The sequence below is a fragment of the Cryptosporangium aurantiacum genome (assembly GCF_900143005.1).
Lineage (GTDB): Bacteria > Actinomycetota > Actinomycetes > Mycobacteriales > Cryptosporangiaceae > Cryptosporangium > Cryptosporangium aurantiacum.
This window is the reverse complement of sequence record NZ_FRCS01000019.1, coordinates 50,655-76,588: the sequence shown is the minus strand read 5'-3', so window position 1 is coordinate 76,588 and position 25,934 is coordinate 50,655. Positions and strand designations below refer to the sequence as shown.

Below are 25,934 nucleotides of genomic sequence, written 5' to 3'. Positions count from 1 at the left end.
ATGAAGATCGTCGTCATCGGCGGCACCGGACTGATCGGCTCGAAGCTGGTGGCCATCCTGACCGCCCAGGGACACGAGGCCGTTCCGGCCTCCCCGAACAGCGGGGTCAACACGTTGACCGGCGAAGGGCTGGCCGAGGTGCTAACCGGCGCCGACGTCGTGGTCGACGTCTCCAACTCGCCCTCGTTCGACGACGCCGCGGTCCTGGAGTTCTTCCAGACCTCCACCCGCAACCTGCTGGACGCCGAGGGCACGGCCGGTGTGGGGCACCACGTCGCGCTCTCGGTCGTCGGCACGCAGCGGATGTCGGCCAGCGGCTACATGCGGGCCAAGATCGCGCAGGAGGAGCTGATCAGCGAGTCGGCGATCCCGTTCTCGATCGTCCACGCCACGCAGTTCTTCGAGTTCATCGGGCGGATCGCGGACTCCGGGACACGCGCGGACGGCGTCCACCTGCCGCCGGTGTCGTTCCAGCCGATCGCCGCGGCGGACGTGTCCGCCGCCCTGGCGGAGGTGGCCGTCGGCACGCCGGTGAAGGGGATCGTCGAGGTGGGCGGTCCGGAGAAGTTCCGGCTGGACGAGCTGGTCCGGACCGTGCTGGCGCAGCGCTCGGACCCGCGGACGGTCGTTACCGACGAGGCGGCCGAGTACTTCGGGTCGCCGGTCGAGGACGACACGCTGGTTCCGGGCGAGGGCGCGGTGCTCGGCACGGTGACGCTCGCCGAGTGGACCGCGCAGCAGCCCGCGCGCTGACGCTCGCCGAACGCGGATCGGTCCTGCTCTCACAGGCTCGATCCGCGTTCGTCGGCCGCTCCGCGCCGCTCGTCAGGGCACCAGGCGTGAGCGGCGGGAACGGGACGCGAGCCAGCTGTAGAGCAGCAGACCGCCGTTGGTCTCGAAACCGGCCGAGCCCGGCTGGAGCGACGTGTCCGCGGCGCGGCTCCACCCCCGCGGGTGCCCGTCGACGTCCTCGTCGAGATAGTCGGCGAACACCGCGGACAGGGTCTGAGCGACCTCCACGTAGACGTCGTGCCCGGCGACCCACGCCCCGAGGACGCGCGCGATCGCACCAACGGCCGCCGAATCGAACCGCGCACCCCCGGTACCGGCCGCCGCACCGCCGAGCAGCATCGTCAGGTGGGCGGCTTCCCAGGACTCCTCGGCGCCGGCGACCAGCGTCCGCCGTGCGGTGTCGGAGTCGGCGCGTGCGGTGGCCTGCCGCTGGACCTGTTCCAACGCGATCAGCAACGAAACGGCGGCCCTGTCCCCGGCGTCCCGGAACGCTCTCAACAACGCGCGCCGGTCCGCGTCGGGAACCGGGACCACCGGCCGGATCGGGCCGCGGGTCGTCGTGAGCTCGGCGTAGCTGACCGCGACGGGTAATCCGCGGGTGAACCCGAAATCGGGCGCGTACCCACCGGTGGTGCCGGTGGCCAGCCGCCATCCCTGGTTCTGCGCGTCGACGACCCGGTAGGGCTGTTTCTGCTGGTCCATCGGTGTGGTCAGGTCACTCCTCCCCGTACTCGGGTGCGATTATCGGACGAGCGCACCCGCTGTTCCGGAGTATGAGAGAACACTCAGCTTCGCTCGGTACGCTCGAGGCGACGGAGGTGACCCGTGGCTGAGCTCCTCGCTGATCTGTTCGTCTCGGTCGACGGGTTCGCCGCGGGCGAGGACGTCGGCCCGTTCTTCGGCTACCACGGCCCCGACCTCGAAGCCTGGATCACCACCGAATCCGAACGCGCCCACACGCTCCTGATGGGACGGGTCACCTTCGAGTTGATGGCCGGCATGTCCGCCGCGGCCACCGACCCCGCGAGCCTGCGGATGACCGCCCTGCCCAAGGTCGTGGTCTCCGGTCGGCTCCGCGAACCGCTCGACTGGGCGAACTCCCGGGTCCTGAGCGGCGACCTCGCCGAGGGGATCGCGGCGCTCAAGCGGGACTCCACCGGCCCGGTGCGGACGATCGGCAGCCTCACGCTGGTGCGGAGCCTGCTCACGCTCGGGCTGGTCGACCAGCTACGCCTGATGGTCTTCCCGCTCACGCTCGGCACGGACGGCCGCGAGCCCGCCTACCTCCGCTACCCGCGCGCCGGGATGCGGCTGGCCGGGACGACAGTGCTCGACGACCGGCTCGTCCTGCTCACGTACCGCCCGTAGGGGCTACTCCCGGGGCCGGCCGGCGAGCATGATGGCCGGATGGCGGGGAGCCCCGAGGCGGCGACCGAACGCGCGCGCTGGACGCCGCGCGTCCGCCTCGCCCTGGTCGTGACAGCGGTCGCCGTCACCGCCGTCGCGATCGCCGTGCTCTCCGCGCGCGAACCGTGGGCCACCGCGGTCGTCGGCGTTCTGATCGGCGCCGCCGCCGTCGTGGTCCGGCGGGATGCGCGCCTCGCGGCGCGCTGGATGGTGGTCGTTCTGCCGGCCATGGTGGTGGCGCTGGCGGTGGTCTGGCTCGCGCTACTACTGGTTCCGGACGATTGGGACGCGACGCCGAACGCGGGATTCGTCGCGGCAGCCTCGACACTGCTGCTGGTGGGAGCAGTCACACCGCTCGTCACGCTCGTGGTGGACGAGGGCAGGCAGCGGGGGAGGCCCGCGACGATCGGCGCGGTGCTGCTCGCCGGAGGGTGGGTGGCGGCGTGGGGGATCGCGCTGGACACGCTGGTCGAGCGGCGGTGGTCGTCGGACGGCGTCGCGCTGGACGCCGTCGTCGCGGTGCTCGTTGTGGGCGCCGCTGCGGGGTTGGCGGTGGGCAGCGGTGCGGTGGTGGCGATCGGACGGTGGTGGGGTCTGGTGGCGGCCACGGCCGGCGTGCTGTGGGTCGGGTGGCGGTCGCTGCAGGAGCCCGGCGGGGTCGACGACGTGACGGTGCTGGTGGCCGGGGGGTCGCTAGCCGGGGGAGCGGTCGCCCTCGCCGCGTCGCTGGTGCCCCGGTTCCGAGAGAGCACGTCCGCGGTGCCGGTTTCCGGCGGGGCGCCGCCTTCCGGCGGGGCGCCGCCGTCCGCGGCGCCACCGTCCGGGGCCGCGGCTTCCGGCGGGGCGGCGGCCGGCGCGTCGGCGGCGGGGATGCGTCGTTCGGCGCGGGGGGCTCGGCTGGCGCTCGCCGGGGTCGTTGTGATGTTGACCGTCATCACCGCCGCGCTCGGCACGATGTTCGCCGACGAGCGCGGCGACCCGGCGTCCGGCATCGGCCCCGACCGCCGGGTCGCGGTCAGCTACGCGGGCACCGCGTCGTTACGGCAGGGCATCTGGCGGATCGAGGACCGGATCACCCTGCACCCCGCCCTCGCCGACGATCGGGAACTCCGCGCCGGGCTCGATACGACGCTCACTGCGGCGCTGGCCGCGATCAGGGACCCCGGGCCCGAAGCCCGCGCGACCTCCACCGTCGACGACGACCTGCGCGTGATCGTCACTATCCTGCGGGTCGCGGCGACCACGGTCGCGGCGGAGCTCGGCGTCGACGTCCGGGCGGTCGACTGCCTCGCGCGCGGCTGCCCCGACCTTGAGCTGCGCACCGGCGGGCTCCGGTGGCAGTACCTGCGGGCCGGACTGGCCGACGACGACTGGAGCGAGGAGCCCGCCGCCGACGGCGCGGTCACGTTCGTCCGGGAGCGGTCCGCGCTCGCGGCCAGCCCGACCCTCCGCCCCGCGACGACGTCGATCGAGGTACCGGAGGTGACGGTCCGCGACTCGATCCGGCTGGTGCCGGACGAGGGCTCCACGTTCACGCTGATCGCGCCGCGCAAAATGGTCGTCGCCACCTACCCGGCGCCGACCGGCGTCGTCGACCGCCTGGCCGACGACGAGGAGGAGACCACGATCGCCGTCACCGGCCCGACCGAGCTGCGGTCGGTGCTGCTGCCGTGGATCCTGCAGAGCGGCGTCGGCCACTCCGCCTACCGGCTGGGGCAGGGGCAGGTGCTGCCGCTGCTGCTCGGGGCGCTCGTCGTCGCGTTCCTCGTGCTGGTGCGCGACCGGCTCCTGCAGGCGGCCGGCGACCGCCTCTTCCGCCGGCCCACCCCCAAGCGCCCCGACGCCGCCCGTCCGGATGACCGGCGCCCCGACGCCGAGCGGCCGGGCGCCGAGGGCCCCGACGCCGAGCGGCCGGGCGCCGCCCGGCGTCCGGATGGCCGTGCCGCGGACGAGCAGCGGCCTGGGGACCGGCGCACCGACGCACGTCGCGGCGAGTGACCGGCGGCGCGGGCTGATAGCGTGCGGCCGATGGCGACGCAGGCTGAGCCCGACGGCACCGCCCGACCCGTGCCGGGCATCCCGGCCCGGCGGTTGTGGGCACCGGAGATCGACTTCGGAGCGATCCGCACCGAACTCGGCACCCCACCGGACTTCAGCGCGGAAGCACTCGCCGAAGCCGCCGCCCCACCGGCCGACCACCCGCGGATCGACCTCACCGACGTCCCGTTCGTCACCGTCGACCCGCCAGGGTCACGCGACCTCGACCAGGCCTTGCACCTGGTTCCCGACGGCGACGGTTTCCTGCTGCGGTACGCGATCGCCGACGTCGCCGCGTTCGTGCGCCCGGGCAGCGCGCTCGACCGGGAGTCCACCGCGCGCGGCGTCACGCTGTACCTGCCCGACGGCCGGATCCCGCTGCACCCGCCGGTGCTCAGCGAGGGCGCGGCCAGCCTGCTTCCCGGTCAGGTCAGCCCCGCCGTGGTCTGGACCATCCGTACCGACGCCGACGCTACGCCGCGTGACGTCCGAATCGAACGGGCCACCGTGCGCAGCACGGCACAGCTGTCCTACCCGGAGGTAGAGGCTGGCGCGCGCCCGGAAGCGCTGACCGCGTTGGCGGCGTTCGGCGCGGTCCGGGCCGAACGGGTGCTGGCCCGCGGCGGCATCGAGCTCGACGTCCCCGAACAGGACATCGAACGCACCGACGACGGCGGCTGGAAGCTGGTGCTGCGGGCGCAGGCCGCGGCCGAGCGGCACAACGCGCAGGTGTCGCTGCTGACCGGTGAGTGCGCGGCCGCACTGATGCTCGACGCCGGGATCGGACTGCTGCGAACGCTGCCACCCGCCGCGCCGGAGGACGTCGAGCGGCTGCGGACGATCGCCCCGAGCCTGGGCGTCGACTGGCCCGCGGACGCGACACCGGGCAGGGTAGTGGCGAGCGTCGATCCGGCTGACCCTCGCGGCGCGGCGTTCCTCGACCTGGCCGCCGCACTCCTGCGCGGCTCCGGCTACACACCATTCACCGACGGAGCGCCCGAGCAGGCTTTCCACGCCGGCGTCGGCGCGCCGTACGCGCACGTCACCGCGCCGCTGCGCCGGTTGGCCGACCGGTACGCGACCGAGATCTGCCTCGCGATACACGCCGGAACTCCGGTGCCCGAGTGGGTCCACGCGGCGCTGCCGGGCCTGCCCGCGGTGATGGCCGCCGCGACCCGCCGCGCGAACGAGTTCGAACGGGCCGTCGTCGACCTCACCGAGGCGGTGCTACTCGCCGACCGGGTCGGCGAGCAGTTCGACGCCGCGGTGGTCGACGTCGCGGGCGAGGGAAAGAGCGGCACCGTCGCCCTGGACGATCCGCCGGTGTGGGCGCGCTGTGCGGGACCGGGGTTGCGGGCCGGTGAGCGTCTGCGTGTGCGTCTGCTCGATGCCGACCCGACCACCCGCCGCGTCCGGTTCGCCCGCGCCTGAGCCCGGCTATTTCGGTTCCCAGGGAGCGGTGATGAGCCGTAGGACGGTCTCGAGGACGAGCGCCACGGAGCTGGCGACGGCCGCGACCGCCGACACCGCCGACGTATCGGGGGTGACGACGCTCTGCATCGCGACGACGAACAACAACACAATGACGATGACGACGGCCGCAGGAATCTCATTTCTCCGCGGCGAGAGATCAGTGCACATCGTTCCGCTTTCTGCTGGACCGGTATCAGGGATGTCGGAGCCCGGCAGAAAGCCGGTGCAGCGCTCCGGGAGAGAACTCCGATTCAAGAGTCGGCATCGAATCGGAAAATCGCAAGAAGTAGCGATTCAGTGAACGTGAATGAACGCGTGAGAAGCCGCTCATAGAGCAGCCCCCCGGCTGCAACGGAGGGCTGCCTCCCTGACCGGTCCAGCAGTAAGACCACGAATCAGGGCCCTTGGCGATGTACGCCTGAGAGGATTAGACCACCGAATCGGCGACGTGTCGACTTGCGCCGTCGCAATTTCGGCACCGCTCTCCGATGGATTGTGGAACGGTCGTAGAGGAACTCCGATCCCACCCCGTTCTTCCGCCTCGGCGGTCCCAGTGGTGTCAGTACTCCAGGCGTTCGCGAACGGCAGCAGCCTCGGCTGGTTCAGCCGCCGATCTGAAGCGCGAAAGTCGCCCGCCGAGCGGACTCTTGGTGATGTCGCGCATCCTGTAGGTCACTGGATCCCGGTAATCTGAGACACGGAGCAACCTGCGACGTCGCTGTTTTGGCCGGCCCCGGCGACGCTACCGCCTAGGGAGGGGAATGGGCCCATGGACCCGATCATCCGTCGGCGCCAGGTGGGGGAGAAGCTGCGCCGATTACGCGAAGCCGCCGGAAAGTCCCAGGCCGATGTCATGGCCGCAATGGAGTGGTCGAAGTCGAAGGTCAATCGAATCGAAACGGGATCGGTGGGGGTGGGGAAGAGTGATCTCGTCGCGCTTCTCAGGTTTTACGCGGTCGCCGACGCAGACGAAATCGAAGCCCTCGTGACCGATAGTCGGGCCGCCCGTCGGCATTCGGGATGGGGGGAGTACCGCCACCTGGTATCGCCGGAATTCTATGCGTTCGTGGCGTACGAAGAATCCGCGCTAGCTATTCGCAGCTTCCAGCCGTTGGCCGTTCCCGGTCTGCTGCAGACCGATGATTACGCGGCCGCGGTCACCGGTTGGCGAGCACGGCACGATCGAGTCACCGTGGACGCGTTGGTGAAATTGCGGATGCGGCGACAGGAACTGTTGGAACGGTCGGACGGGCCGGCGTTCTTCTTCCTGCTGAGCGAAGCCGCGATCAGTTATCACATCGGCGAGAACGGCGTCATGCGGGGGCAGCTCAAGCGCCTGATGACGCACGCCCAAGAGCCGAACGTCACGCTGCGGATCGTCCCGTTCAGTGCCGGTCTGCACCCCCGTTGGCGCGACCCGTACGTCGTGCTGGAGGTCGGCGACCGGGGCAGCCGGACGCTCGAGGACCTGGTGTTGTATATCGAGGATCCCCGGGGTGAGCTCGTCATTTCCGAACGCGCGGCGGCGAACACGACCCTGCGGCCGAGCGTCTGGCTGGACGACCATCGTGACCTCGAGGAGCGGGCGGGCGATCTCGACGCGACGATGGCAACCTTGGAGGCCGCGCTCGCCCGGCTGCCCCGGTCGTAGACAGGCAACCGCCGCCGATCAGTTCAGCGGCGTACCCATGCGCAAGCCGCCGACGAAGCGCAGAAAGGCGGTGAACTGCGGGTGGGTCATCGTGAGGTGCGAGCCCGCCTTGCTGTCGCGCAACATGACCACGCCGTCCCTAGCGGAAATCTCGATGCAGTCGCCATCAACGCAATACGAGCTGCGAAGCCAGCGAGGGCTGTTCACAACGTCGATGTCGCTGTACGGCTGCTGAGTGGTCTGCGCGCGCAACGGTTGAAGCTCTTCCTCTTCGGGGGCATGGAATCCGCCGACCAATAACTACGGGAGGGCCTGGGACAGGGATCCGGCGCCTCGCGCGATGTAGTCGGATCGTGACGCTTTGTGGCCGTGGTCCTTCCTCGGCGGCGGTGCCCGATGGTGGGCTTACGGAGTCCGCTGCCCGGCGCGTCGGTTCCGCTCCGTGACCATTAAAGAGCACAGAGCGGATTGCAGGTGGGGCGGGTGCGCAGGTAGCGTCGCCCCCTTGCCGACTTAGAACGGGGTACGGTCCAGCCAGGCGCTCCAGACCGACTCGTCGCCGAACACCTCGACCCCGGTCTCCGCGACCGCGCGTCGGCGGCTCAGCGCCAGCAGCAGGTCGCGCGCCGGCCCGCGGAGTGCGGTGGTGGCCTTCGCGTGTACCGGTTCGACGAGCAACCCGTCCGGCGTGCCGCGCAGCGTCCACTCGGCGTCGGTGTCGGTCGCGTGCAGGTGCAGGCTCGCGCCGGATTCCAGCGGCTGGGCGCCCCCGGCCTCGATCAGCCCGATCCACTCGCCGACGCCGTCCACGGCCAGCTCCGGCGCGATCTCGTAGTCGACGCCCAGCGCGATCGCAGCGTCGGCACGGTGGACGGTCGACTCGTGCAGTCGCCGCCGGATCCACCAGGCGGCGGGGCGCGGGCCGACGAACGTCCACACCGGGGCATCGTGGCCGGTGGCGACTACCGCGTCGAGCAGCACCCCGCCGCTGTCCGCGACCCACTCGAGCGCCCCGTCCGGGTCGGCCGGTGGCTTGCCACCCTCGACGCTGCGCGGGTCCAGCGGAGCGTCCCGCTGCTCCCGGACGATCTGCGCGGCCCACCGGTGCCCGCGGCCCAGGTGGCGGAGCAGTTGCTGGAGCGTCCAGCCCGGGCAGGTCGGCACCGGCGTGGCCAGGTCAGCGCCCCGGAGGTGCTCGGCGAACCGTCGGTCTTCCGCGAGCAACGCGGCCGGGTAGTCGATGGCGGGCATCTTCGCTGGTTCTGCCATGCGGGCCACTGTACGACTGACCGATCCAGTAGGCGCCCGATACCAACCGGAGGTACCCGGATCGTGCGCCGGTCACAGGATTGATCCCGAATCGTTGACGCATCGCGGAGGCGCGCCGGACTCTCGATTTGCCCCTCGGCGACCCGAATCGCGCGATCGTGTCGACGTGGCGGCCTCATCGAAGAGGGGAACCGCCATGGTCCGTGTCCTCCGTCGGCTCGCGCTGCTCGTCGGCGCGACGATCCTGTTGTCAACCACCGTGGGCGTCTCGCCCGCCGCAGCCGCTCCCGACCAGTACGTCGCGCTCGGCGATTCGTACTCGGCGGGCAACGGCGCCGGCAGCACCAATTTGAGCCTCGTGTGCGGCCGCAACAGCTACGCCTACCCCTACCTGGTCGCGGCGCAGCGTCCGAATACGACGTTGACGTTCGCCGCCTGCCAGGGTGCGGTCACCACCGACGTCACGAACTCCCAACTCGGTTCGCTCAGCGCGTCGACACGCTGGGTGACGATCACGATCGGCGGCAACGACATCGGGTTCGCCAACCTGGTGATCTCGTGCACGCTGACGAACTGCGCGTCGACGATCGCGTCGTCGAACGCGCAGATCGCCAACCAGCTACCGGGCAAGCTCGACGCCACGTATGCGGCGATCCGCTCCCGGGCACCGAACGCGACCGTCGTCGTGCTCGGTTATCCGAAACCGTTCGCGAACCGCACGTGCGCGGCGGCGCCGGGCGCGACGCTGGCTGAGCAGTCCGCGCTCAACGCGCTCGTGGACAACCTCGACGGCGTGATCCGCGATCGGGCGGCGGCGGCCGGGTTCCGGTACGCCGACCCCAACCCGTACTGGGTGGGGCACGACGTCTGCTCCTCCACCCGCTACACGAACGGCTGGGTGACGATCCCGCCGGGCGACAGTTACCACCCGAGCCGCGCCGGCTACGCGAGTGGCTACACGCCGCTCGTCCGATCGGTCATCGGCTGAGTGAGATCCATCGGGTCGCCGGGCTCGCCCAGCGACCCGATGGCGTCATTCTGCTCGATGAGGCGGCCATCCCGGAGGGGGTGGCCCGCGTCGCTCACCCCCGCCGAATGAGGACGCCGCGTCGCCCCTGCCGCAGGCTCGACCTGGGAGTCGCCAGGCGGGAGGGCTGGGCGATGCGACGATGGCAACGCGCGGTCGTGCTGTCCCTGCTTCTCGTGGCAGGGATCGTGCCGCGGCCGGCGCCGGCCGCCGCGTTCGGCACGATCGACAGCGGTGGTCAGCACCGTGAGCACGAACGCCTCACGCGTGCGGCCCTCGCCTGTACGAATGGTGAGTCGGCGTGCTTCGAGCCGGCGACGATGAACTACTTGGCCGGTCATGACCGCGAGTTCGGCGCTGTCGGGGCGCCCGACAGCGACGAGATGACCGACCCCGCGGCGCATTGCGACAACGCCGACTACCTCGGCGGCAGTTATCCGCGTACCCGCGAGGTGGCCGTCGCCGCGTTGACGGACTGCGTCGAGCACCTGCGCGCGCGTTTCCGGGAAGGACTGGACAGCGCGGAGGATCTCCTTGACGACCAGGGCGAAGTGATCCCGGATGAGGTGACGGTCAGCCCGGAGTGCAGCCCGAGAGAACGCACGGAAAGCCGCGCCAAGTGCACGACGCTCGAGGCGTTCGGGCGGGTGCTGCACGGGGTGCAGGACTTCTACGCGCACAGCAACTGGACCGACCAGGCCGACGCTGCCCGGCCCCACGGCGACGACAACCCGCCTGGACTGCACAGGCCCGGACCGAGCCCGCTGCTCGACCTGCTCGGCGAGACGGCGGTGAGGCCACCCGCGAACTTCACTACGGGCTGCTACGTGGTGCAGGACCGGGTGCCCGGCGCCGGCGCGTGCCAGTCGCGGGTCACCCATGCCGCGCTCAACAAGGATCGCGGTCTGATCGACCCGGTCGACGGCCGGGCCACCGAGCCGGGGACGTCACGCGGCCAAGTGCGGAACAACTTCGCGGCCGCGGTGGCCGGGGCGATCGCCGAGAGCCGCCGCCAGTGGCGCGACTTCCGGAGCGGTCTGACCGCGCGGTACGGGGTCGACCAGGGTGCGCGCATGATCTGCGCGCTCACCGACGACGATCCGGTGCGCGACTGCGATGAACCGTCCCGAACCTGGGCCGTCGTCCTCATCGTGCTCGCCACCGGCGCAGTGTTCGCCGTGGGCATCGTGCTGACGCGTCGTCGGCGCGAGGCCGTGGCGCGGGACCCTGACGGCGGCCGATAGTCTCCACCGCGATCGATCCGTCGCGAATGGAGTCCTCCAGATGGCCTCGAGCGCAGAAGAGCGCATCGCCGCAGCCGAAGCGGAGGGCCGCACCTGGCTCGACCTGTCGAACCTCGGTCTGCGCGAGCTCCCGGACAGCCTCTTCGGCCTCACCGAGCTCACCGAGCTGGAGCTGTGCGACAACCAGCTGTCGGCGCTGCCCGAGAACATCGGTGCGCTCACCCGGCTGCGGACGCTGGACCTGGATGACAACCGGCTGGCCACCCTGCCCTCCAGCTTCGGCGACCTCGCGGCACTCGAAACGCTCCATCTGGCCCGTAATCAGCTGACGTCACTGCCCGACCGATTCGGTGATCTGACCTCGCTGACCGCTCTGGGCCTCAACGGCAATCTGCTGACCGCCGTGCCGGAGACGATTGGCCGCCTCACCGGTCTCACCGCGCTCTACCTGAGCGACAACCGGCTCACCGCACTGCCCGAGACCGTCGGCGAGCTGACCGCACTGACCGAGTTCGGCCTGGCCGAGAACCGCCTCGAGGCGCTTCCGGAACGGATCGGCGACCTGACCGCACTCCAGGAGCTCTACGCCGGTCAGAACCTGCTCGGCGCATTGCCCGACACGATGGCGGGGCTGATCGCCCTGAAGAGACTCACGCTTCCGGAAAACCGGTTCACGTCGGTGCCCCCGGTGCTGGCGAAGCTGCCCGCTCTCCAGTCACTCGGGCTGGACGGCAACCCCCTGGCCGACCTCACCGGGCTCGCGGCACTGAGCGGCCTCACGCACCTCTACCTGCCCAGCTGCGGGCTCACCGAGCTGCCTGCGGAGATCGGCAACCTGAGCCGCCTGACCGTCCTCGGACTCGCCCACAACGAACTCAGCACGCTGCCCGACGCGATCGGCTCGCTGGACGCGCTGACGGAGCTGTATCTCCAAGGAAACCGACTGACCGCCTTACCCGACACGATCGGGAACCTCCGCGCGCTCCGGATGCTCAACGCCCACCGCAACCGGCTGACCGCGCTGCCCGACAGCCTCGCGGAGATTCCCGGCTTGACCACGCTGTACATCGGCGAGAACGCCTTCACCAACCCGCCGCGGAGGAGGGACCTTCCGACGTCGGTGACTGAGTTCAACGTCGAAGGCACCGATATCATCCGAATTCACACGGCGTATCACATCGATGACGACGAGTGACTCGCGCTCGGCGGCTGGGCCCGGAACGCGTGCAGCGCGAGCGTGAGATCCACCAGGTCGCTGGGCTTGCTCAGCGACCTGCCGGTCAGCTCCTGCAGCCGGCGTAGCCGGTAGAGGACGGTGTTCCGGTGGCAGTAGAGCGCCCGCGACGCCGCCACCGCCGACCCGTCGCAGCCCAACCAGGCCTCCAACGTGTCCAGCAGCGCCTCCCGGTAGCGGACCGGCAGCACCAGCACCGCTCCCAGCACCTCGTGCACGAGGTCCTCGGCCAGCTCCGGCTGGGCCAGCACCAGCGCCTGCGGGAGCCTGCGGTCGAACCGGGCGATCTCCGGACCGTCGGCCCGGCAGCTGCGCACGGCCAGCTCCGCGTAGCGGTGACTCTTCGGAACCTCGGCCAGGCCCTCGACCGGGAGGCCGATGCCGACGTGGTGCAGCGTCAGCGGGCGCAGTACCTCTTCGAGCTCGTCCGGACCGGCGCGGCCGAGCAGGACCAGCACGCGGTCGGCGTCCCGGCCCCGGCGCCAGCAGAATCGCATGCCGCGGTGGCCGGTGCGGCCGTGCCCGGCGACCAGCGAACGCTGCGCGCCCGGACGCTGCACCGCGACCACGTACGGTCCGGCCGCCGGTAGGTCGAGCAGGTCGGCGGCGGTCTCCAGCTCGGCGGCGTCGGGCGGGCGGGCGCTCAGTAGCGCGTCGATCGCCGCGGCGACGCGCAGCTGGCCGCGGGGGAGCAGACGACGCTCGGCCTGCCGGTACGCGGCCGCAGCGGCGGTGGACTCCTGGTCGATCCCGCGCAGGACGGCCCCGGCCTGGTGGACGAGCGTGCTCGCCCCGGCCGGGCCGGCGGCTTGCAGCAGGTTCTCCCAGAGCAGCCGGCCGGCCAGCCGGTAGAGGCGCAGCAGCGAGTCCAGCGGAAGGCCGCGGGCGGCCCAGAGCGTGCCGGTCTCGGCGGCTAACCGCAGGTCGGCCCGGTCGCCGTCGGGATGTTCGAGGATCGCGATCGCGGCCCGGAGGCCGTCGGTACACAGCCGGCAGAGGGCCTTGCGGACCTCGTCGGCCAGGACGAGTTCCTCGCGGACGGCGAACTCGCCGACCAGGCGGTCGGTGAGTTCGGGCAGCCGGGCGCGGAGCGACCGCGCTGCGACGGTGACCACCGTCCGGTCGGGGGCTTCGGCGGCGACCACTACCGATCACCTCCTACCGACCCGCGAACCAACCGACACGGCATGTGCGAATCGGAAGCCGGGCTACCAAATGTAACTCTCCCGACACTCCCTGGCAATGTAGACGGTTGGCTGCTATCGCGGCCCGGTGGTCACCGGCGGCCACTGGCCCCGGCTCTGGAAGTACTGATCGGCTTCGGGCTGTTCCCGGAACTCCAGCAGCCCGCCGACCTTCTCCGCGAACACCTCCTGGACCTCCGCGGGGGAGGCGAAGAAGAACTCCCGACGCTCGTTGACCAGGTTCAGCCGCCGGTGCGCGAACGCCTTGTGCAGCTCGTTCTCCAGCGAGACCGCGTCGTCGGAGAAGAAGAGGATGTGCACGTCGAACGGGAACGGCACCGACGCGTCGCCGAGTTCCCGGACGCGGTCGTAGGGCTCGACGCGGCGGGTCATCCCGATCTTGACCACCGAGGGACCGAAAGCGCCGACGTTCGAGATGACGTAGACGTAGCCAGCCCGGATATTGGCGGCGCGGTAGTCGTTCTGCTCGATCGCCGCGTCGATCTGGGTGAGCCGTTCGGCGAGGTTCGCGGCGGCCTCCGTGTCACCCTTGGCCTGCAGCGCCGCGAGCGCGGACCGGTAGTGCTGCCGCTCCTTCTCCAGCCGCTCGCGTTCCGCTGCCAGCTCCTGCTCGACGCGCTTCTGCTCGCGCAGCGCTTCGCGTTCCTCCCGGGCGCGCTCGCGCTCCTCCTGGACCTTCATCTGGTGGTCCGCGGTGAGTTCGAGCTCCTCGATCCGCAGAGCGTGATACTCGGGGTTGATCCGCATCTCCATGATGACGCCGAGCTTCTCGATGGCGTCGACGGCCGTCGTCAAGCGGCGCACGGCGGTGGTGACGTTGCCCGAGCGGAGCGACCGGACGCAGTTCTCCGCTTCGGCGTTGTAGGCGCGCAGCATCAGCCGGGACAGGTCCTTGACCATCTTGCGGCCTTTGGCGAGGCTGCCGTCGAACGTGAACAGGTCGGCCGCGAGCACCGCGTCGCCCTGCTTGACGAACTCCTTGACGCGGTCGTTGAGGTCGCGCAGCCGCGCCTTGTAGGCCGGGGCGTCCTCCAGCGGATGGTGGTAGCGGTAGATGCCGACTTCCTGGAGGACCAACTGGTCGTCCAGCTCGACGGCGCCCCCGCCCGCGCGGGCCGTGGCGAGCTGCTGGTCGAGCTCCGTGATCCTGGCCAGCAGCGCCGCCCGGTCGTCCGCCGGGCTGTCCGGAGCCGCGTGCCGCCCTCCGGTCGTTTCCGCCGGCCGGGCGGCCGGCTCGGGCCGCGGGTCCAGCCGCCACTCCGGCTCCGGCCGCCGCTCCGCCTGCGGCTCCGGCCGCCACTCCGGCCGTCGCTCGGGCTGGTCGACGCGGGGACGAGGCACCGGAGCGGTGCCGCTGGGCGGCGGTGCGGTGGGTGCCTCGGGAACCCAGAGCTGCCACCCGGGCGGCGGCGTCGGCCAGGACGGATCGGGCTGCCACCCGTTCGGCGGAGTCCAGCCCGGCGGGGGCGTCGGCCAACCGGGCGGGGGATTAAAACGCATCTCAGCGGCTCCGGCTGCGGACGCCCCGGCCGCTGTCGGCGGGGGACAGGTCGAACGGGTTGCGGGACACCGCCGCGCCGAGATGCTCGAGCGTTGCGGCCGGGACGACGTTGGCGAGGTCGAACGTCGAGAACGTCGAACGGTCGGCTCCGACGACCACCAGCGGCACGGAGACGGTCCGGCCGGTCGCCGGGTCGTTGCTCGCGGTGGTCACCCGCAGCGCGATCGACCGGATTCGGCCGGCGCGGTCGGCCTCGAACACCTCGTGCAGCGAGCGGATCGCGACCTGCCAGACCGCGGACGCGTACCGCTCCTTCTGCTCGCGCACCGGCAGCGCGGTCGGCGCGACCTCGTCGCGCGCCTTGACGTAGCGGTACTCCTTCGCCGTCGGCATGCTGTCCGGAGAAGGCACCTCGACGGTCAGCGTCAGCTCGCGGCTCTCCAGGTCGAACTGGTGCTCGTGGCTGATCGGGAAGCAGTCCGGATACACGGAGTTCGAGAGCACGATCCGCACGTACTCGTCGATCGCGGCCTCGACGTCGAACGCCAGGTCGTTGATCAGCCGGTCGAGGTCCGCGTTGTGATCGGACGCTTCCAGTTCGCGCCGCCGGCAGTCGGTCTCGTACCGCCGCCGGAGGTCACCCAGCGCCGCCAGGCGCTGCTGCTCGGCCCGCTGGTACGCGGCGTACCGTCCCTGGTACTCGGCGTGAGCCTGTTCGGCCTGCTGGCGCACCTCGAAACACGCGCGCTCGTACTGCGCCCTGGCCTGCGCCAGCGCCTCCTCGTACCGGCGGCGCCCGCCCAGCACGCCCGGCGGTTTGGGCTCCCACCACTCGGGCTGCGGCGGGTAGACGGGCGGCGGCGGGGGCGCCAGCGGAGTGGCGAGGTCACCAGGCTCGAACGGCGGATGGTCCACCCGGGTGATGCGCAAGCGCTCCAGGTCGACGTAGTCGTCGACGTCGAGCGTCGCTGCGAGCAACGAGTCGATCTGGGCGTACGTGTCGGCCAGTTCGGCGTTCTTGGCCGCGACGACGGCGTTGACCGCCTCCGCGTACAGCCGCGCGGACTCCCGCTCGGCCTCCCGGCGGGCCGCCGCGTCGGCGCGGACGGCCGCGGCACGAGCACGCTCCGCCGCCCGCTGCGCCCGTTCGGCCTCGCGGAACGCGGCCACCTGCTGCCGGGCGAGCGCCCGCGCCTGCTGCTGGCGGCGCCGTTCGGCTAACTGCGCCTGATGGTTGAGCTCAGCAAAAAAGCCACGACGTCGTGCCACGATCTGCCCCCATTTCCCCCCGCCGACCCCAGTAGTGGTCGGTTCCTGAGCAGCAACAACCGCTCAGGTCCCCGGAAGCACATTAACCTCACCCCCCGACGATTTCGCCTGGTGGGGCGGTACGGCCGATCCGGACGCTAGGCTGCCGCGCGTGAGCGCCGTGACACCGCCGGTCCGTACGTCCACCGGCTCCGAGTTCCTCCTGGGCCTCAAGCTGCTCGGACGCGGCTTCGGCATGTACGCGAAGTACCCGGGGCAGCTCCTGCTCGGCCTGATCCCGGCCGTCATCGCGTTCCTGATCCTGCTGGCGGCGTTCGTCGTGCTGGTCGTGTTCCTCGGTGACCTCGGCGCATGGACCACGAACTGGTTCGCCGAGGAGTGGTCGACCGACGCGCGGAACGCGGCCCGGCTCCTCGCCCAGGCCGCGATCGCGGTCGGCGCGATCTGGCTCGCGGTCGTCACCTACACGTCGCTGACGCTGATCATCGGCGACCCGTTCTACGAGAAGATCTCGGAGCAGATCGAGCACCGCCTCGGCGCGAGTAACTACCCTGACCTGCCCTGGTACCGCACGCTGCCGCGCAACGCCATGGACTCGGTCCGGGTGATCGGCACCCAGCTCGTGCTGTCGATCCCGGTGCTGCTGCTCGGCTTCGTGCCGTTCGCCGGCCAGCTGCTCGCACCGATCGTCGGGCTGCTCATCGGCGGCTGGCTGCTGAGCGTCGACCTCACCGGCATCCCGTTCAACCGGCGCGGCACGTTCCTGCGGGAACGCCGGAAGGTGCTCCGGCAGCACCGGGCGCTGGCGCTCGGGTTCGGTATCCCGGTCGCGGCGCTCTCGCTGGTTCCGTTCGCGAACATCCTGGTGATCCCCGCCGCGATCGCCGGCGGCACGCTGCTCACCCGCTACGTCCACGGGGAGCGGATCTAGCGGCGGCTCCGTAACGCGAGGGCGCCGCCGAGCGCGATCACCAGACCGCCGGCGACCATCAGGTACGCGCCGGCCGCCGGGCGGACGATCAGCAGGTCCGTGCAGGCGAACGCGTCGGTGCACGACTGGATGTCCCGGTTGCCGTTCCGCAGGTCGAAGACGTACCAGAGCCAGAGCCCCGCGACGACCAGACCCGGCACCGCAGCGGCCACCACGAGCCACGGCCGCGACCGGACCGACCCCAGCACCGCGAGCGCCACGGCCACGACCGCCGCGAGGACCAGCAGCCCGCCCTCCACGCCGTCCGGCCGGTCGGACTGCTGACCCGACAGGAAGTCGACGGAGCGTGACCGGGGCAGGAAGAGGGCGGCGACGAGCAGCAGTGCACCGACGCACACCACGTACATCGCCACTGCGAGTGAGCGCACAAGCACTCCTTTCGGCGGGCCCCGCCGGTCGAGAGCGTACGCGTCTACCGCAGGACGTCCAGTAGCGACCGGCGAGCGCCTACATCGGCCAGTTCGCTCTCGACGTCCCGGCCCAGCACGTCGCCGATCCGGTCGACCACGTTCGGCAGCACCGCGACCGTCCGGGCGTCGTCTGAATCAGCGTCGATTGCGTTCGGCATCCGGCACCAGTTCCACCAGACGTCGTCCGCGTGCACCGAGCGCGGGTCGGCGATGTCGGCCAGCGCGCGCCGCAGGCGCGGCAGCTCGCCCCGCCGCAGCCGAAGTACCGCGAGCCGGTCGTCGGGCGTACCGAACAGCCGGTAGAGGTCCAGCGTCGTGACCGGCCCGGCGGGTAGCGCCGCCACCGTGCCGTCCACCGCACCCTGCGTGGTGTGCTGGCTGGCCAGGACCAGCCCGGCGTCCGCGCCGGTGGCCGCGCGGAACCCGGCGGCGATCAGGTCGGGCAGGTAGTGCGGTGCTCCGGTGCGAGACAGCCAGGTGTGTCGGCTCTCGCCGACAACGTCGTCGTCGGCGGCGTCGAGTGTCTCGACGGCCGGGTTGCGGTCCGGCCGGACGGCCGGCACCGGGTGCACCCCGCGGAGAACAACCTTCCGGGGGACGTCCGGCACGTCGACGACCAGCACGGTGGACGCGAAGATCGGCGCGTGTCCGGCGGGCGTGCCGGACAGCGTGCCGGTCCAGCCGCCCGGCGTATGGCCACCCAGGATCAGATCGACGTCCGAGGCCCAGGGCGCCGTCGTCCGGGCGAGCCGGGTGGTCCTGGCGCTGGTCGACGCGGTGCCGGAAGGCCACCAGTCGGCGCCGTCGTGCAGCAGGACGACGACGCGCTCGGCGCCCTCGGCCCGCAGCCGCGCGGCATGATCCCGGACGCGGGCTGCCCGGTCGGTCACCGGTGGTGGTGCCGGGGCGAAGCGGTGGGTCGCCGGGTGGGTCAGGCCGACGACGCCGAGCGGCCCGGCGTCCGTATGAATCAGGGCCGCGCCGGGCAGGCCGACGTCAACGTCCGCGCAGAGCAACGGAAATCCCAGGAGGCCCGCGGCCGACCGCAGGGCCTCGACCCCGTCGTCGAACTCGTGGTTGCCGGCCGCGGCCGCGGACAGCGGCAGCGCACCGAGTTCGGCCCACGGCCGACGGCCCAGCAGGGCCTGCACCGGCCCGACCGCGAGGTCGCCCGCGTCCAGCCAGACGGTCGGCAGCCGGGCACGTTCGGCGGCCAGCAGCGCCGCGACGCCGTCGCAGGTGCCTGCCGGACCCACGCTGGTCGGGACCGGGACGAACGCGGCGCCGAGGTCGGTGGTGGCCAGGATCCGGAGTTTCGTGCCGGGGACGGGTTCCGGAAGAACCATGCTTGACCTTGCCCTTCGGGGAAGCCGCAGCGTGGGGCGTGCCGGTCACCGTGGCCGGTGCGAGGAGGATGCCACCGTGCGGCTGATCACAATCGGAGCCTTCGCCCGGGCCGCCGGGCTGACGCCCAAGGCGCTGCGCCACTACGACGAGTGCGGGCTGCTGACGCCCGCCGCGGTCGATCCGGAGTCGGGTTACCGGTACTACGACCCGGCGCAGCTGGAGACCGCGCGGCTGATCGCCGAGCTGCGTCGGGTGGGCGTGCCGCTGGCGACGATCCGGACGATCTGCGCGTTGGACGCCCCGGCTGCGGCCGAGGCGATCGCCGAGTACTGGCAGCGGGTCACGGTCGAGAACGCGGCCCGGGCCCGGGTGGCAGCCCTGCTCGTCGAGCACCTCTCGGGAAGGGCAACCATGTCTGTGACCTTCAACTACGCGACGGCTGCTGACGCCGGAGCGCGCGACACCACTGAGGACGCCGTCCACGCGGGCGATCGGCTGCTGGCCGTGGCCGACGGGGTCCGCGGGCCCGGCGGGGCGGCGGCAAGCGCCGCCGCGATCGACGCTGTCACCACGCTCGAGCTGACCGACGCACCGGCGGCTGAACTGCTGACGATGCTGGCCGGTGCGGTGGCCGAGGCGGATCGGGCGGTCCGGGCAGCGGCCACCGGTGACGCCCGGCCGGCGACGACGCTGACCGCGCTGCTGCGGTCGGGGACACAGCTGGCGCTGCTGCACATCGGCGATACCCGGGCTTACCTGGTGCGTGGCGGCGAGCTGTTCCGCCTGACGGCCGACCACACGTGGGTGCAGTCGCAGGTGGACCGGGGCGCGCTGAGCCCGGCGGAGGCGGGTGCGCATCCGGACCGGGCGCTGCTCGTGCGGGCGCTGGGGGCCGGTGAGCCTCCGGTCGAGGCGGACCTGGCGCTGCGGACGGCGGTGCCGGGTGACCGGTACCTGCTGTGCTCGGACGGCTTGTGGGCGGTCGTCGCGCAGGCGGAAATCACGGCCGTGCTGACCGCCGGGGACGATCCGGCGCGGGCCGTGGAGCGGCTGGTCGGGCTCGTTCGCGCGGCCGGTGCGCCGGACAACGTCGTCTGCGTCGTGGCGGACGTGGTCGACGCCGGGTAGAGCGCGTGGATGACGTTCGGGAGAAGTCTCCCGAACGTCATCCGCCCGGCGGTAGTGCCCGCCGTCAGACGCCCACCGACACCGGTTCGGGTGTCGGTGGTGTGCCGGCGCGGTCGCGCAGACCGAACGCCATGACGACCACGGCGAGCAGCGCGGCGGCCACCGGCAGCACCAGCCCGGCGCGGATCCCGTCCAGCGTCGTCCCGACCCCACCGGCGGCCACCGTGACCGCGGTCGCCCCCGAGATCCCGAGCGCCGTACCGAACTGGATCGCGGTGTAGAGCAGCCCACCGGCCAGCCCGTGCTCGCGCTCGTCGAGTTCCGCGGTCGCTGCCATCGTGAGCGGCCCGTAGACCAGCGCGAACGCGAGCCCGAGCAGCACGAAGCTCGGCAGCATCGCCGCGTAGGTCCAGTCCGGCGCCACCGGCAGGAAGAGCAGATATGACAGCCCGGCCGTGCCGAGGCCCACGAACAGCACGCGGGCGTTGCCGAACCGGCCGACCAGCCACGGGGTCAGCGTCGGCGCGAGCACCGTGTCGAGGCCGACCACCAGCATCGCCAGCCCGGTCTGCAGCGGGCTCCAGCCGCGGATTTCCTGCAGGTACAGCGTGACGAGGAACTGGAACCCGGCGAACGCGCCGAGGAACAGCAGCGCGGCGACGTTGGTGCGCGCCAGCGCCGCCGACCGGAGGACCGCGAGCCGCACCAGCGGGTCGATCGCGCGCCGTTCGATGGCGACGAAGAGCGCGAGGAGCACCAGCCCGGCGGCGGCCACGCTCAGCGTCGTCGGCAGGCCGTCGGCGCCGTGCTCGAGCCGGACGACGGCGTAGGCGAGCAGCAGCATCGCACCAGTGATCGTCAGTGCCCCCGCGATGTCGAAGGATCCGGTGCGGGCGGTTCGCTCCTCGGTGTCCCGCAGCAGCACGAGTGCCGCCACCAGGATGACCGCGGCCATGATCACCGGCGCGAAGAACACCCAGCGCCAGCCGGCCGACGCCAGCACCCCACCGGCGACCAATCCGAGGGAGTACCCGCCCGCGCCCGTCCCGGCGTAGAACCCCAGCGCCTTGGTGCGCTGCGGACCCTCCGGGAACAAGCCGGTGATCAGCGCCAACCCGGCCGGTGCGAGGAAGGCGGCGGCGACGCCGGTGAGGAAGCGCGCCACCAGCAGCATCCAGCCCTCGGTGGCGAGGCCGCCCAGGCCGGAGAACACCAGGAAGACCACCATCCACCCGAGGAACATCCGGCGCCGGCCCAGGAGGTCGGCGGCGCGCCCGCCGAGCAGCATGAACCCGCCGTACCCGAGGACGTAGGCGCTCACCAGGCCGCTGAGTGCCCCGGTCGACAGGCCCAGGTCGTCGCGGATGGATGGCAACGCGACGTTGAGCATCGCGACGTCGATGCCCTCCAGAAAGATCGCGCCGCACAGGACGGACAACACACCCCACGACCGGCCGTTGATCCGGTCGCTCGATGTAGCCACAGTCGACTCCTTCACGGTTCTCAACCGTTAGTCGGTTCCTTCTTGTAACCGACCGAATCGTGAGGCAGCCTCGGTAGGCATGGAAGACGGAACTTCGCAGTCCCCTGGTTACTGCGCGATTACCGACGACAACGTCGCTCAATGGGATCCGCGGGAGGGCTGCGAGGTCCGGCAGATCCTCGACCGGATCGCCGACAAGTGGTCGCTGCTCGTCATCGCGCTGCTGGATCAGCGCACGTTGCGCTTCACCGAACTGCGGCGGGAGATCGACGGGATCAGCCAGCGCATGCTCGCCCGGACGTTGCGTCATCTCGAGCGCGACGGGCTGGTCAGCCGGAGCGTGTACCCGAGCGTGCCGCCCCGCGTCGACTACGCGCTGACGCCGCTCGGCACGACGCTGCACGCGACGATCCAGGCGCTGGTGACCTGGACCGAAGCGCACCAGACGGAGATCGCGACCGCTCGCGCGGCCTACGACGTGCGGGCGGACGCCGAGCGACGGGACGCCGCACTACAGGCCGCCGAGCGGGACGCGATCGCCCACGACGTCCTCATCGGCGGGCGTTAGGCCGCGAGTACCGGGAGGGTGGTGAAGCCCTTCAGGCTCAGGCTCTCCCGGCGCCGGGCGGGACCGGCCGGCGCCAGCTTCGGGAACCGGCGAAGTAGTGCGGGCAGCGCGATCTGGGCCTCCAGGCGGGCCAGCGGAGCGCCCAGGCAGTAGTGGATGCCGCCACCGAACGACAGCGGCGCGTTGTCCGCGCGGTCCAGCTGCAGCTGATCCGGCTGCGCGAACCGCGCCGGGTCGTGGTTGCCCGCCCCGAGGTAGGCCACGACCCGCTCACCCGGCGCGACGGTCACCCCGGCGAGCTCGATCGGCTCGGCCACGATCCGGGGGCTGAGCTGGACCGGGCTGTCGAACCGCAGCAGCTCCTCGACGCCCGAGCGGGCCAGGTCCGGGCGCTCGGCGAGGAGCCGGGCCTGGTCCGGGTGCTCCAGGAGCGCGGCGAGACCGTTGGCGAGGAGGTTCGTGGTCGTCTCGAACCCGGCCGCGAACAGCAGGGCGGCGTTGGCCACCACCTCGTCGTCGGTGAGCCGGTCGTCGGCGGCCTGGGCCTGGACCAGCGCGCTGAGCAGGTCGTCGGCCGGGTGGCGCCGGCGCTCGTCGAGGAGGTCGGCGAGGTAGTCGCGGATCGTGGCGGCGGCCGGGTCGGCGCGGCTCAGGACCTCTGGCGTGAGGACCTCGAGGATCTGCGTCCAGTCGCGCACCAGCAACTGGAACCGGGGCCGGTCGGCGGCCGGTACGCCGAGCAGCTCGCCGATGACGTTCACCGGCAGCGGGAAGGCGAACGACGCGACGAAGTCGTGCTCGCCGTCGAGGTCGGCGAGCAACTCGTCGACCATGCGCTCGATCGCCGGACGCAGGGCCTCCACCCGTCGTGGCGTGAACGCGGAGCTGACCAGCCGGCGCAGCCGGGTGTGGTCCGGCGGGTCGAGCATCAGCATGCTGGTGAACAGCTGCCGCAGCGCCGGATGGTCACGCCAGGTAGCGACGCCGACGAACGCGAGCAGGTCCGGCGGCAGCTTTCGGAACCGTGCGTCGCGCAGCACGGTGCCGCAGTCGGCGTAGGTGGTCACCACCAGCGCGCCGTCGGGCGCCCGCACGATCGGGGAGATCTCCCGGAGCCGTGCGTACCGAGAGTAGGGATCCTCCCGGCCCGCCGTCGTGGTCAGTTCGTTCAGCAGTTGGTGCGCTTCGAGACTCTGCACGATCTCCGGCATCCGACCAGTGTCCGGGAGAATCAGCCGAACGTGAACACGTAGGCCCCGGCGCCGGGACGATCGAACGTGATCTCCAGCGTCCGGTCGCGCACCGCGTCGTGTTCCCGGACGAGCTGGTAGAGGCGGCCGTCCCGGAGCACGCCGTGACCTTCCTCGTCCACATCGTCGCCGTGCGCCGCACCGGGCGCCGCACCGTCGAGCAGCACGCGGAACCCGATCGGCTCGGGCGTCTCACCGCAGAGCACGAGGTGCGCGTCGCGGGCGTGGAACCGGTAGGCGAGGGTGCCGCCCGATTCGTGCAGGACGGCGCTCTCCGGCCCGATCGTCCACTCGCCGGAGAGCGCCCAGTGGTTGAGCGGCAGGTGCTCGGGCAGCGTGTACGTGCGGCGCCGGGCGAACGCCGGACCGCCGGGTGACGCGAAGTGCTCGCCGCGGGTGTAGCCGAGGTAGGTCTCGGGTGTCCGCAGGTGGTTCCAGTCGGCTTCCGCCTCGACGCCTCGGCCCTCGACGTGGACGTGGTCGCGCGTGACGCCGAGCAGCCGCTGGAGCACCCGTTCCGATTGCGCGTAGCGTCCCTCGCCGAAGTGGTGGTCGCGGAGCACACCGTCGGTGTCGGCGACGTAGAGGGCCGGCCAGTAGTGGTTGTCGAACGCGCGCCAGACCCCGTAGTCGCTGTCGACCGCGACCGGGTAGTCGATCGCCCGCTCCGCGATCGCCAGGCGGATCCGATCGACGTCGTGCTCGAACGAGAACTCCGGCGTGTGGACGCCGACGACGACCAGCCCGTCGTCGCGGTAGGCCTGCGCCCAGGCGCGGACGTACGGCTCCTGCCGGAGCCAGTTGATGCACGTCAGCGTCCAGAAGTTCACCAGGACGACGTGGCCGCGCAGCCCGTCGGGGTCGAGCGGTTCGGAGTTGAGCCACGCGGTGGCGCCGCTGAACGAGGGCAGGTGCTGACGGTCGGCCATGGTGACTCATGCTCGGGCCAAACCCGCACCGGGGCAATCGCCACCGACCGGTCACCGCGAGTGTTCGCAACGGAACGGTGTGGCCGTTCCCCGGCCGATCGAACTCCGCGGCGATCCGGGCGAATCTAGTGGCACACGGGGAACGGCCCCGGACGACAAAGCCTCAGGAGGCTGGACGACATGAGCGGCTACGACTACGACTACGACTGTGGTTACAAGCGCGACTACGACTACGACGACTGCTACAAGCCGCGTCGCCGTCGGCGTCACCACAAGAAGCGCGACTACTGCTGGGACTACGGTTACTGAGTCGTAGGGCAATAGATAACGGGGCCCGGAGTGCACACCGCACTCCGGGCCCCGTCGCGTGCTTGACGCCTGCCCGGTGCCGACCGGCCGCTCCGGATGAAACGCGGATCGGTCCAGCCCTGGCTGGACCGATCCGCGTTCGACACGGGCCGGAAGCGCGGCAGCGGGCGAGTTCGGGCACCCCGGGGCGCCGGTGCGGGCCACAATGGACCACCACGGGTGTCGGTGGTTCCGGAGGTCGGAGTGGCGTGGAGTCGAGCCGTTGTGGTTGTGGTGCTGCTGCTCGCAGCCGGAGCGTGCGGCGGGTCCGACCCGGAGCCCGACGCGAAGCCCCCGACGACGCCGCGGATCGCGCTGGCCGACGGGGCGGCGGTCTCGGTGCGCGCCGCCGACGGGAAGGTCACCCGGGTCGCGGCACTCCCGGCCGGCTGGCGCGCGGAGGCGCTGCAGTGGTCCGGTGACGGATCGGAGCTGACCTGGGTGGCCGGCAAGCCCGACCTCAGCGAGAGCCGGATCTACCGGGCGGCGGTCACCGGCAACCCCGTCCGGCACTGGGAATGCACGGTGTTCTGCGGCTCGCAGGCGTTCCTCGGTGCCGACCTGGTCGGCGAGGGCTCGCTCGGCGGTCCGGATACCTATCCGCGCGCGGGCGGCGAACCGCAAGCATTCGAGTCGGATGGCTTACCGGCGGGGTTCGACCTGTCCGGCGGGCCGACCTATCTGGGTCTGCTCGCCGGGGCGCCGAAGGGTGACGCGATCTACTTCGTCGCCGCCCGTTCGATCGATTCACCCAAGACCGTCTATCGGGTCGGCAGCGACCGCAAGGCGACGGTGGCGTTCGAGGAGAAGTCGACGAGCGTGCCGATCAACGGCACCGTGAGCCCGGACGGCGCCCAGCTGGCGTACACGCTCGACAAGGCCGGCACGACCTGCCCGGCGACCGACAGCGTCGTCGTGGTCAATCTGCGGTCGCGGGGGACCGTGACGTTGACGCCGCCGCCCTCGACCGCGGCGCTGTTCGTCGCCGGGCTGTGGTTCGACGCGGAGGGGAAGCTGTTCGTCGCGTACGTCCCCGGGCCGATCCCGTGCCGGCCGGAGCTCGCCGAGCAGCCGGAGACCCCGACGCACTCGACCGCGGCGACCGTGTACGAGCGCGGCGGGAACGCGTGGAAGGAAACCGACCGCAAGGCTCAGGACGGTGCCGACCTCGGCGATCGGCGCGTGCTCGAGCTGACCGGACCGCTCACGGTCGCGCCCGGCGGGATCCGGCGCTCATCCGGTGCGACGTTGCAGGTGGTCGAGGACGGGAAGGCCGAGGTCATCGGCCGGGACGTGAACACGTTCGCGGTGGCCCCGAAGTAACCCCGGGCGGCGGTGCCGCCACGGAACCACGGAAGGGGCGGCGCCGCC

General features: G+C 71.7%; 25 protein-coding genes. 13 read left to right on the top strand and 12 right to left on the bottom strand.

The window, feature by feature from the left end; genetic code table 11:
* Complete coding sequence (locus tag BUB75_RS37645; protein WP_073264429.1) at positions 1–753, top strand: SDR family oxidoreductase; 753 nt, start codon at positions 1–3, stop codon at positions 751–753.
* A gap of 72 nt (positions 754–825) precedes the next feature.
* Here the strand turns inward: BUB75_RS37645 and BUB75_RS37640 are convergent, their stop codons facing one another.
* Positions 826–1,494 carry a hypothetical protein gene (locus BUB75_RS37640; protein ID WP_073264427.1) on the bottom strand — a complete coding sequence of 223 codons (669 nt, stop codon included), beginning with the start codon at positions 1,492–1,494 and terminating at the stop codon, positions 826–828.
* Between the two features lie 123 nt (positions 1,495–1,617).
* Between BUB75_RS37640 and BUB75_RS37635 the strand changes: the two genes are divergently transcribed.
* Genes BUB75_RS37635 through BUB75_RS37625 form a run of 3 tightly spaced genes read left to right on the top strand, consistent with a single transcriptional unit; the run spans position 1,618 to position 5,667 of the window.
* Positions 1,618–2,160 (top strand): dihydrofolate reductase family protein, encoded by a 543-nt coding sequence (locus BUB75_RS37635; protein ID WP_073264425.1) that lies wholly within the window; start codon positions 1,618–1,620, stop codon positions 2,158–2,160.
* Between the two features lie 39 nt (positions 2,161–2,199).
* The gene (locus tag BUB75_RS37630; protein ID WP_073264423.1) at positions 2,200–4,197 is read left to right on the top strand and encodes a hypothetical protein; all 1,998 of its coding nucleotides are present in this window, start codon (positions 2,200–2,202) and stop codon (positions 4,195–4,197) included.
* A 30-nt stretch (positions 4,198–4,227) separates the two neighbouring features.
* Positions 4,228–5,667, top strand: a complete 1,440-nt coding sequence (locus tag BUB75_RS37625; protein WP_084742198.1) for an RNB domain-containing ribonuclease — start codon at positions 4,228–4,230, stop codon at positions 5,665–5,667.
* A 6-nt stretch (positions 5,668–5,673) separates the two neighbouring features.
* Here BUB75_RS37625 and BUB75_RS46760 read toward each other — a convergent pair whose 3' ends face one another.
* Positions 5,674–5,814: a hypothetical protein gene (locus tag BUB75_RS46760; RefSeq protein ID WP_178380089.1), complete on the bottom strand. Its 141-nt coding sequence runs from the start codon at positions 5,812–5,814 to the stop codon at positions 5,674–5,676.
* A gap of 664 nt (positions 5,815–6,478) precedes the next feature.
* Here BUB75_RS46760 and BUB75_RS37620 point away from each other — a divergent pair.
* Complete coding sequence (locus tag BUB75_RS37620; protein ID WP_073264421.1) at positions 6,479–7,360, top strand: helix-turn-helix domain-containing protein; 882 nt, start codon at positions 6,479–6,481, stop codon at positions 7,358–7,360.
* Between the two features lie 18 nt (positions 7,361–7,378).
* Here the strand turns inward: BUB75_RS37620 and BUB75_RS37615 are convergent, their stop codons facing one another.
* Positions 7,379–7,612 carry a DUF397 domain-containing protein gene (locus BUB75_RS37615; protein WP_073264420.1) on the bottom strand — a complete coding sequence of 78 codons (234 nt, stop codon included), beginning with the start codon at positions 7,610–7,612 and terminating at the stop codon, positions 7,379–7,381.
* A gap of 261 nt (positions 7,613–7,873) precedes the next feature.
* Positions 7,874–8,602, bottom strand: coding sequence for a maleylpyruvate isomerase N-terminal domain-containing protein (locus BUB75_RS37610; protein ID WP_073264547.1), 729 nt, complete (start codon positions 8,600–8,602; stop codon positions 7,874–7,876).
* Positions 8,603–8,825: 223 nt separating this feature from the next.
* Between BUB75_RS37610 and BUB75_RS37605 the strand changes: the two genes are divergently transcribed.
* The 3 genes from BUB75_RS37605 (at position 8,826) to BUB75_RS37595 (ending at position 12,095) form a co-directional block, all read left to right on the top strand.
* A complete protein-coding gene (locus BUB75_RS37605; RefSeq protein WP_073264418.1) occupies positions 8,826–9,617 on the top strand; it encodes an SGNH/GDSL hydrolase family protein in 792 nt (263 codons plus the stop codon).
* Positions 9,618–9,790: 173 nt separating this feature from the next.
* Positions 9,791–10,900, top strand: coding sequence for a CinY protein (locus BUB75_RS37600; RefSeq protein ID WP_073264416.1), 1,110 nt, complete (start codon positions 9,791–9,793; stop codon positions 10,898–10,900).
* A 40-nt stretch (positions 10,901–10,940) separates the two neighbouring features.
* Positions 10,941–12,095 carry a leucine-rich repeat domain-containing protein gene (locus BUB75_RS37595; protein WP_073264414.1) on the top strand — a complete coding sequence of 385 codons (1,155 nt, stop codon included), beginning with the start codon at positions 10,941–10,943 and terminating at the stop codon, positions 12,093–12,095.
* On the opposite strand, the gene BUB75_RS37590 is transcribed toward BUB75_RS37595, so the two are convergent.
* The 3 genes from BUB75_RS37590 to BUB75_RS37580 form a co-directional block, all read right to left on the bottom strand.
* Positions 12,074–13,279, bottom strand: coding sequence for a PucR family transcriptional regulator (locus BUB75_RS37590; RefSeq protein ID WP_073264412.1), 1,206 nt, complete (start codon positions 13,277–13,279; stop codon positions 12,074–12,076). The genes BUB75_RS37595 and BUB75_RS37590 overlap by 22 nt on opposite strands.
* A 114-nt stretch (positions 13,280–13,393) precedes the next feature.
* Positions 13,394–14,839, bottom strand: coding sequence for an SNIPE associated domain-containing protein (locus BUB75_RS37585; RefSeq protein WP_073264410.1), 1,446 nt, complete (start codon positions 14,837–14,839; stop codon positions 13,394–13,396).
* A gap of 1 nt (position 14,840) precedes the next feature.
* A complete protein-coding gene (locus BUB75_RS37580) occupies positions 14,841–16,109 on the bottom strand; it encodes a hypothetical protein (protein WP_073264408.1) in 1,269 nt (422 codons plus the stop codon).
* A gap of 151 nt (positions 16,110–16,260) precedes the next feature.
* On the opposite strand from BUB75_RS37580, the gene BUB75_RS37575 reads away from it, so the two are divergent.
* Positions 16,261–17,040, top strand: coding sequence for an EI24 domain-containing protein (locus BUB75_RS37575; RefSeq protein WP_084742196.1), 780 nt, complete (start codon positions 16,261–16,263; stop codon positions 17,038–17,040).
* Here BUB75_RS37575 and BUB75_RS46755 read toward each other — a convergent pair.
* Both BUB75_RS46755 and BUB75_RS37565 read right to left on the bottom strand, forming a co-directional pair.
* A complete protein-coding gene (locus BUB75_RS46755) occupies positions 17,037–17,468 on the bottom strand; it encodes a hypothetical protein (RefSeq protein ID WP_178380088.1) in 432 nt (143 codons plus the stop codon). The genes BUB75_RS37575 and BUB75_RS46755 overlap by 4 nt on opposite strands.
* Before the next feature lie 44 nt (positions 17,469–17,512).
* A complete protein-coding gene (locus BUB75_RS37565) occupies positions 17,513–18,856 on the bottom strand; it encodes a metallophosphoesterase (RefSeq protein WP_073264404.1) in 1,344 nt (447 codons plus the stop codon).
* Positions 18,857–18,932: 76 nt separating this feature from the next.
* Here BUB75_RS37565 and BUB75_RS37560 point away from each other — a divergent pair, with 76 nt between their 5' ends.
* Complete coding sequence (locus tag BUB75_RS37560; RefSeq protein ID WP_073264403.1) at positions 18,933–19,985, top strand: MerR family transcriptional regulator; 1,053 nt, start codon at positions 18,933–18,935, stop codon at positions 19,983–19,985.
* A 64-nt stretch (positions 19,986–20,049) separates the two neighbouring features.
* Here the strand turns inward: BUB75_RS37560 and BUB75_RS37555 are convergent, their stop codons facing one another.
* Entirely contained in the window at positions 20,050–21,468 is a 1,419-nt protein-coding gene (locus BUB75_RS37555; protein WP_218618006.1) for an MFS transporter, read from the bottom strand.
* A 79-nt stretch (positions 21,469–21,547) separates the two neighbouring features.
* Here BUB75_RS37555 and BUB75_RS37550 point away from each other — a divergent pair, with 79 nt between their 5' ends.
* Positions 21,548–22,036, top strand: a complete 489-nt coding sequence (locus BUB75_RS37550; RefSeq protein WP_073264401.1) for a winged helix-turn-helix transcriptional regulator — start codon at positions 21,548–21,550, stop codon at positions 22,034–22,036.
* Here the strand turns inward: BUB75_RS37550 and BUB75_RS37545 are convergent.
* The gene (locus tag BUB75_RS37545) at positions 22,033–23,247 is read right to left on the bottom strand and encodes a cytochrome P450 (protein ID WP_073264399.1); all 1,215 of its coding nucleotides are present in this window, start codon (positions 23,245–23,247) and stop codon (positions 22,033–22,035) included. The genes BUB75_RS37550 and BUB75_RS37545 overlap by 4 nt on opposite strands.
* Positions 23,248–23,267: 20 nt before the next feature.
* Positions 23,268–24,215 carry a redoxin domain-containing protein gene (locus BUB75_RS37540; RefSeq protein ID WP_073264397.1) on the bottom strand — a complete coding sequence of 316 codons (948 nt, stop codon included), beginning with the start codon at positions 24,213–24,215 and terminating at the stop codon, positions 23,268–23,270.
* A gap of 180 nt (positions 24,216–24,395) precedes the next feature.
* On the opposite strand from BUB75_RS37540, the gene BUB75_RS48305 reads away from it, so the two are divergent.
* Positions 24,396–24,524 carry a hypothetical protein gene (locus BUB75_RS48305; protein ID WP_281248433.1) on the top strand — a complete coding sequence of 43 codons (129 nt, stop codon included), beginning with the start codon at positions 24,396–24,398 and terminating at the stop codon, positions 24,522–24,524.
* 264 nt (positions 24,525–24,788) lie between these two features.
* A complete protein-coding gene (locus BUB75_RS37535) occupies positions 24,789–25,886 on the top strand; it encodes a hypothetical protein (protein ID WP_143175667.1) in 1,098 nt (365 codons plus the stop codon).
* Positions 25,887–25,934: the final 48 nt, after the last annotated feature.

Coding starts and splice junctions, on each gene's coding strand:
- BUB75_RS37600 (WP_073264416.1), top strand. CDS start 9,791: ATGCGACGATGGCAACGCGCGGTCGTGCTGTCCCTGCTTCTCGTGGCA.
- BUB75_RS37630 (WP_073264423.1), top strand. CDS start 2,200: ATGGCGGGGAGCCCCGAGGCGGCGACCGAACGCGCGCGCTGGACGCCG.
- BUB75_RS37625 (WP_084742198.1), top strand. CDS start 4,228: ATGGCGACGCAGGCTGAGCCCGACGGCACCGCCCGACCCGTGCCGGGC.
- BUB75_RS37540 (WP_073264397.1), bottom strand. CDS start 24,215: ATGGCCGACCGTCAGCACCTGCCCTCGTTCAGCGGCGCCACCGCGTGG.
- BUB75_RS37605 (WP_073264418.1), top strand. CDS start 8,826: ATGGTCCGTGTCCTCCGTCGGCTCGCGCTGCTCGTCGGCGCGACGATC.
- BUB75_RS37550 (WP_073264401.1), top strand. CDS start 21,548: ATGGAAGACGGAACTTCGCAGTCCCCTGGTTACTGCGCGATTACCGAC.
- BUB75_RS48305 (WP_281248433.1), top strand. CDS start 24,396: ATGAGCGGCTACGACTACGACTACGACTGTGGTTACAAGCGCGACTAC.
- BUB75_RS37545 (WP_073264399.1), bottom strand. CDS start 23,247: ATGCCGGAGATCGTGCAGAGTCTCGAAGCGCACCAACTGCTGAACGAA.
- BUB75_RS37620 (WP_073264421.1), top strand. CDS start 6,479: ATGGACCCGATCATCCGTCGGCGCCAGGTGGGGGAGAAGCTGCGCCGA.
- BUB75_RS37645 (WP_073264429.1), top strand. CDS start 1: ATGAAGATCGTCGTCATCGGCGGCACCGGACTGATCGGCTCGAAGCTG.
- BUB75_RS37595 (WP_073264414.1), top strand. CDS start 10,941: ATGGCCTCGAGCGCAGAAGAGCGCATCGCCGCAGCCGAAGCGGAGGGC.
- BUB75_RS37585 (WP_073264410.1), bottom strand. CDS start 14,839: ATGCGTTTTAATCCCCCGCCCGGTTGGCCGACGCCCCCGCCGGGCTGG.
- BUB75_RS37565 (WP_073264404.1), bottom strand. CDS start 18,856: ATGGTTCTTCCGGAACCCGTCCCCGGCACGAAACTCCGGATCCTGGCC.
- BUB75_RS37640 (WP_073264427.1), bottom strand. CDS start 1,494: ATGGACCAGCAGAAACAGCCCTACCGGGTCGTCGACGCGCAGAACCAG.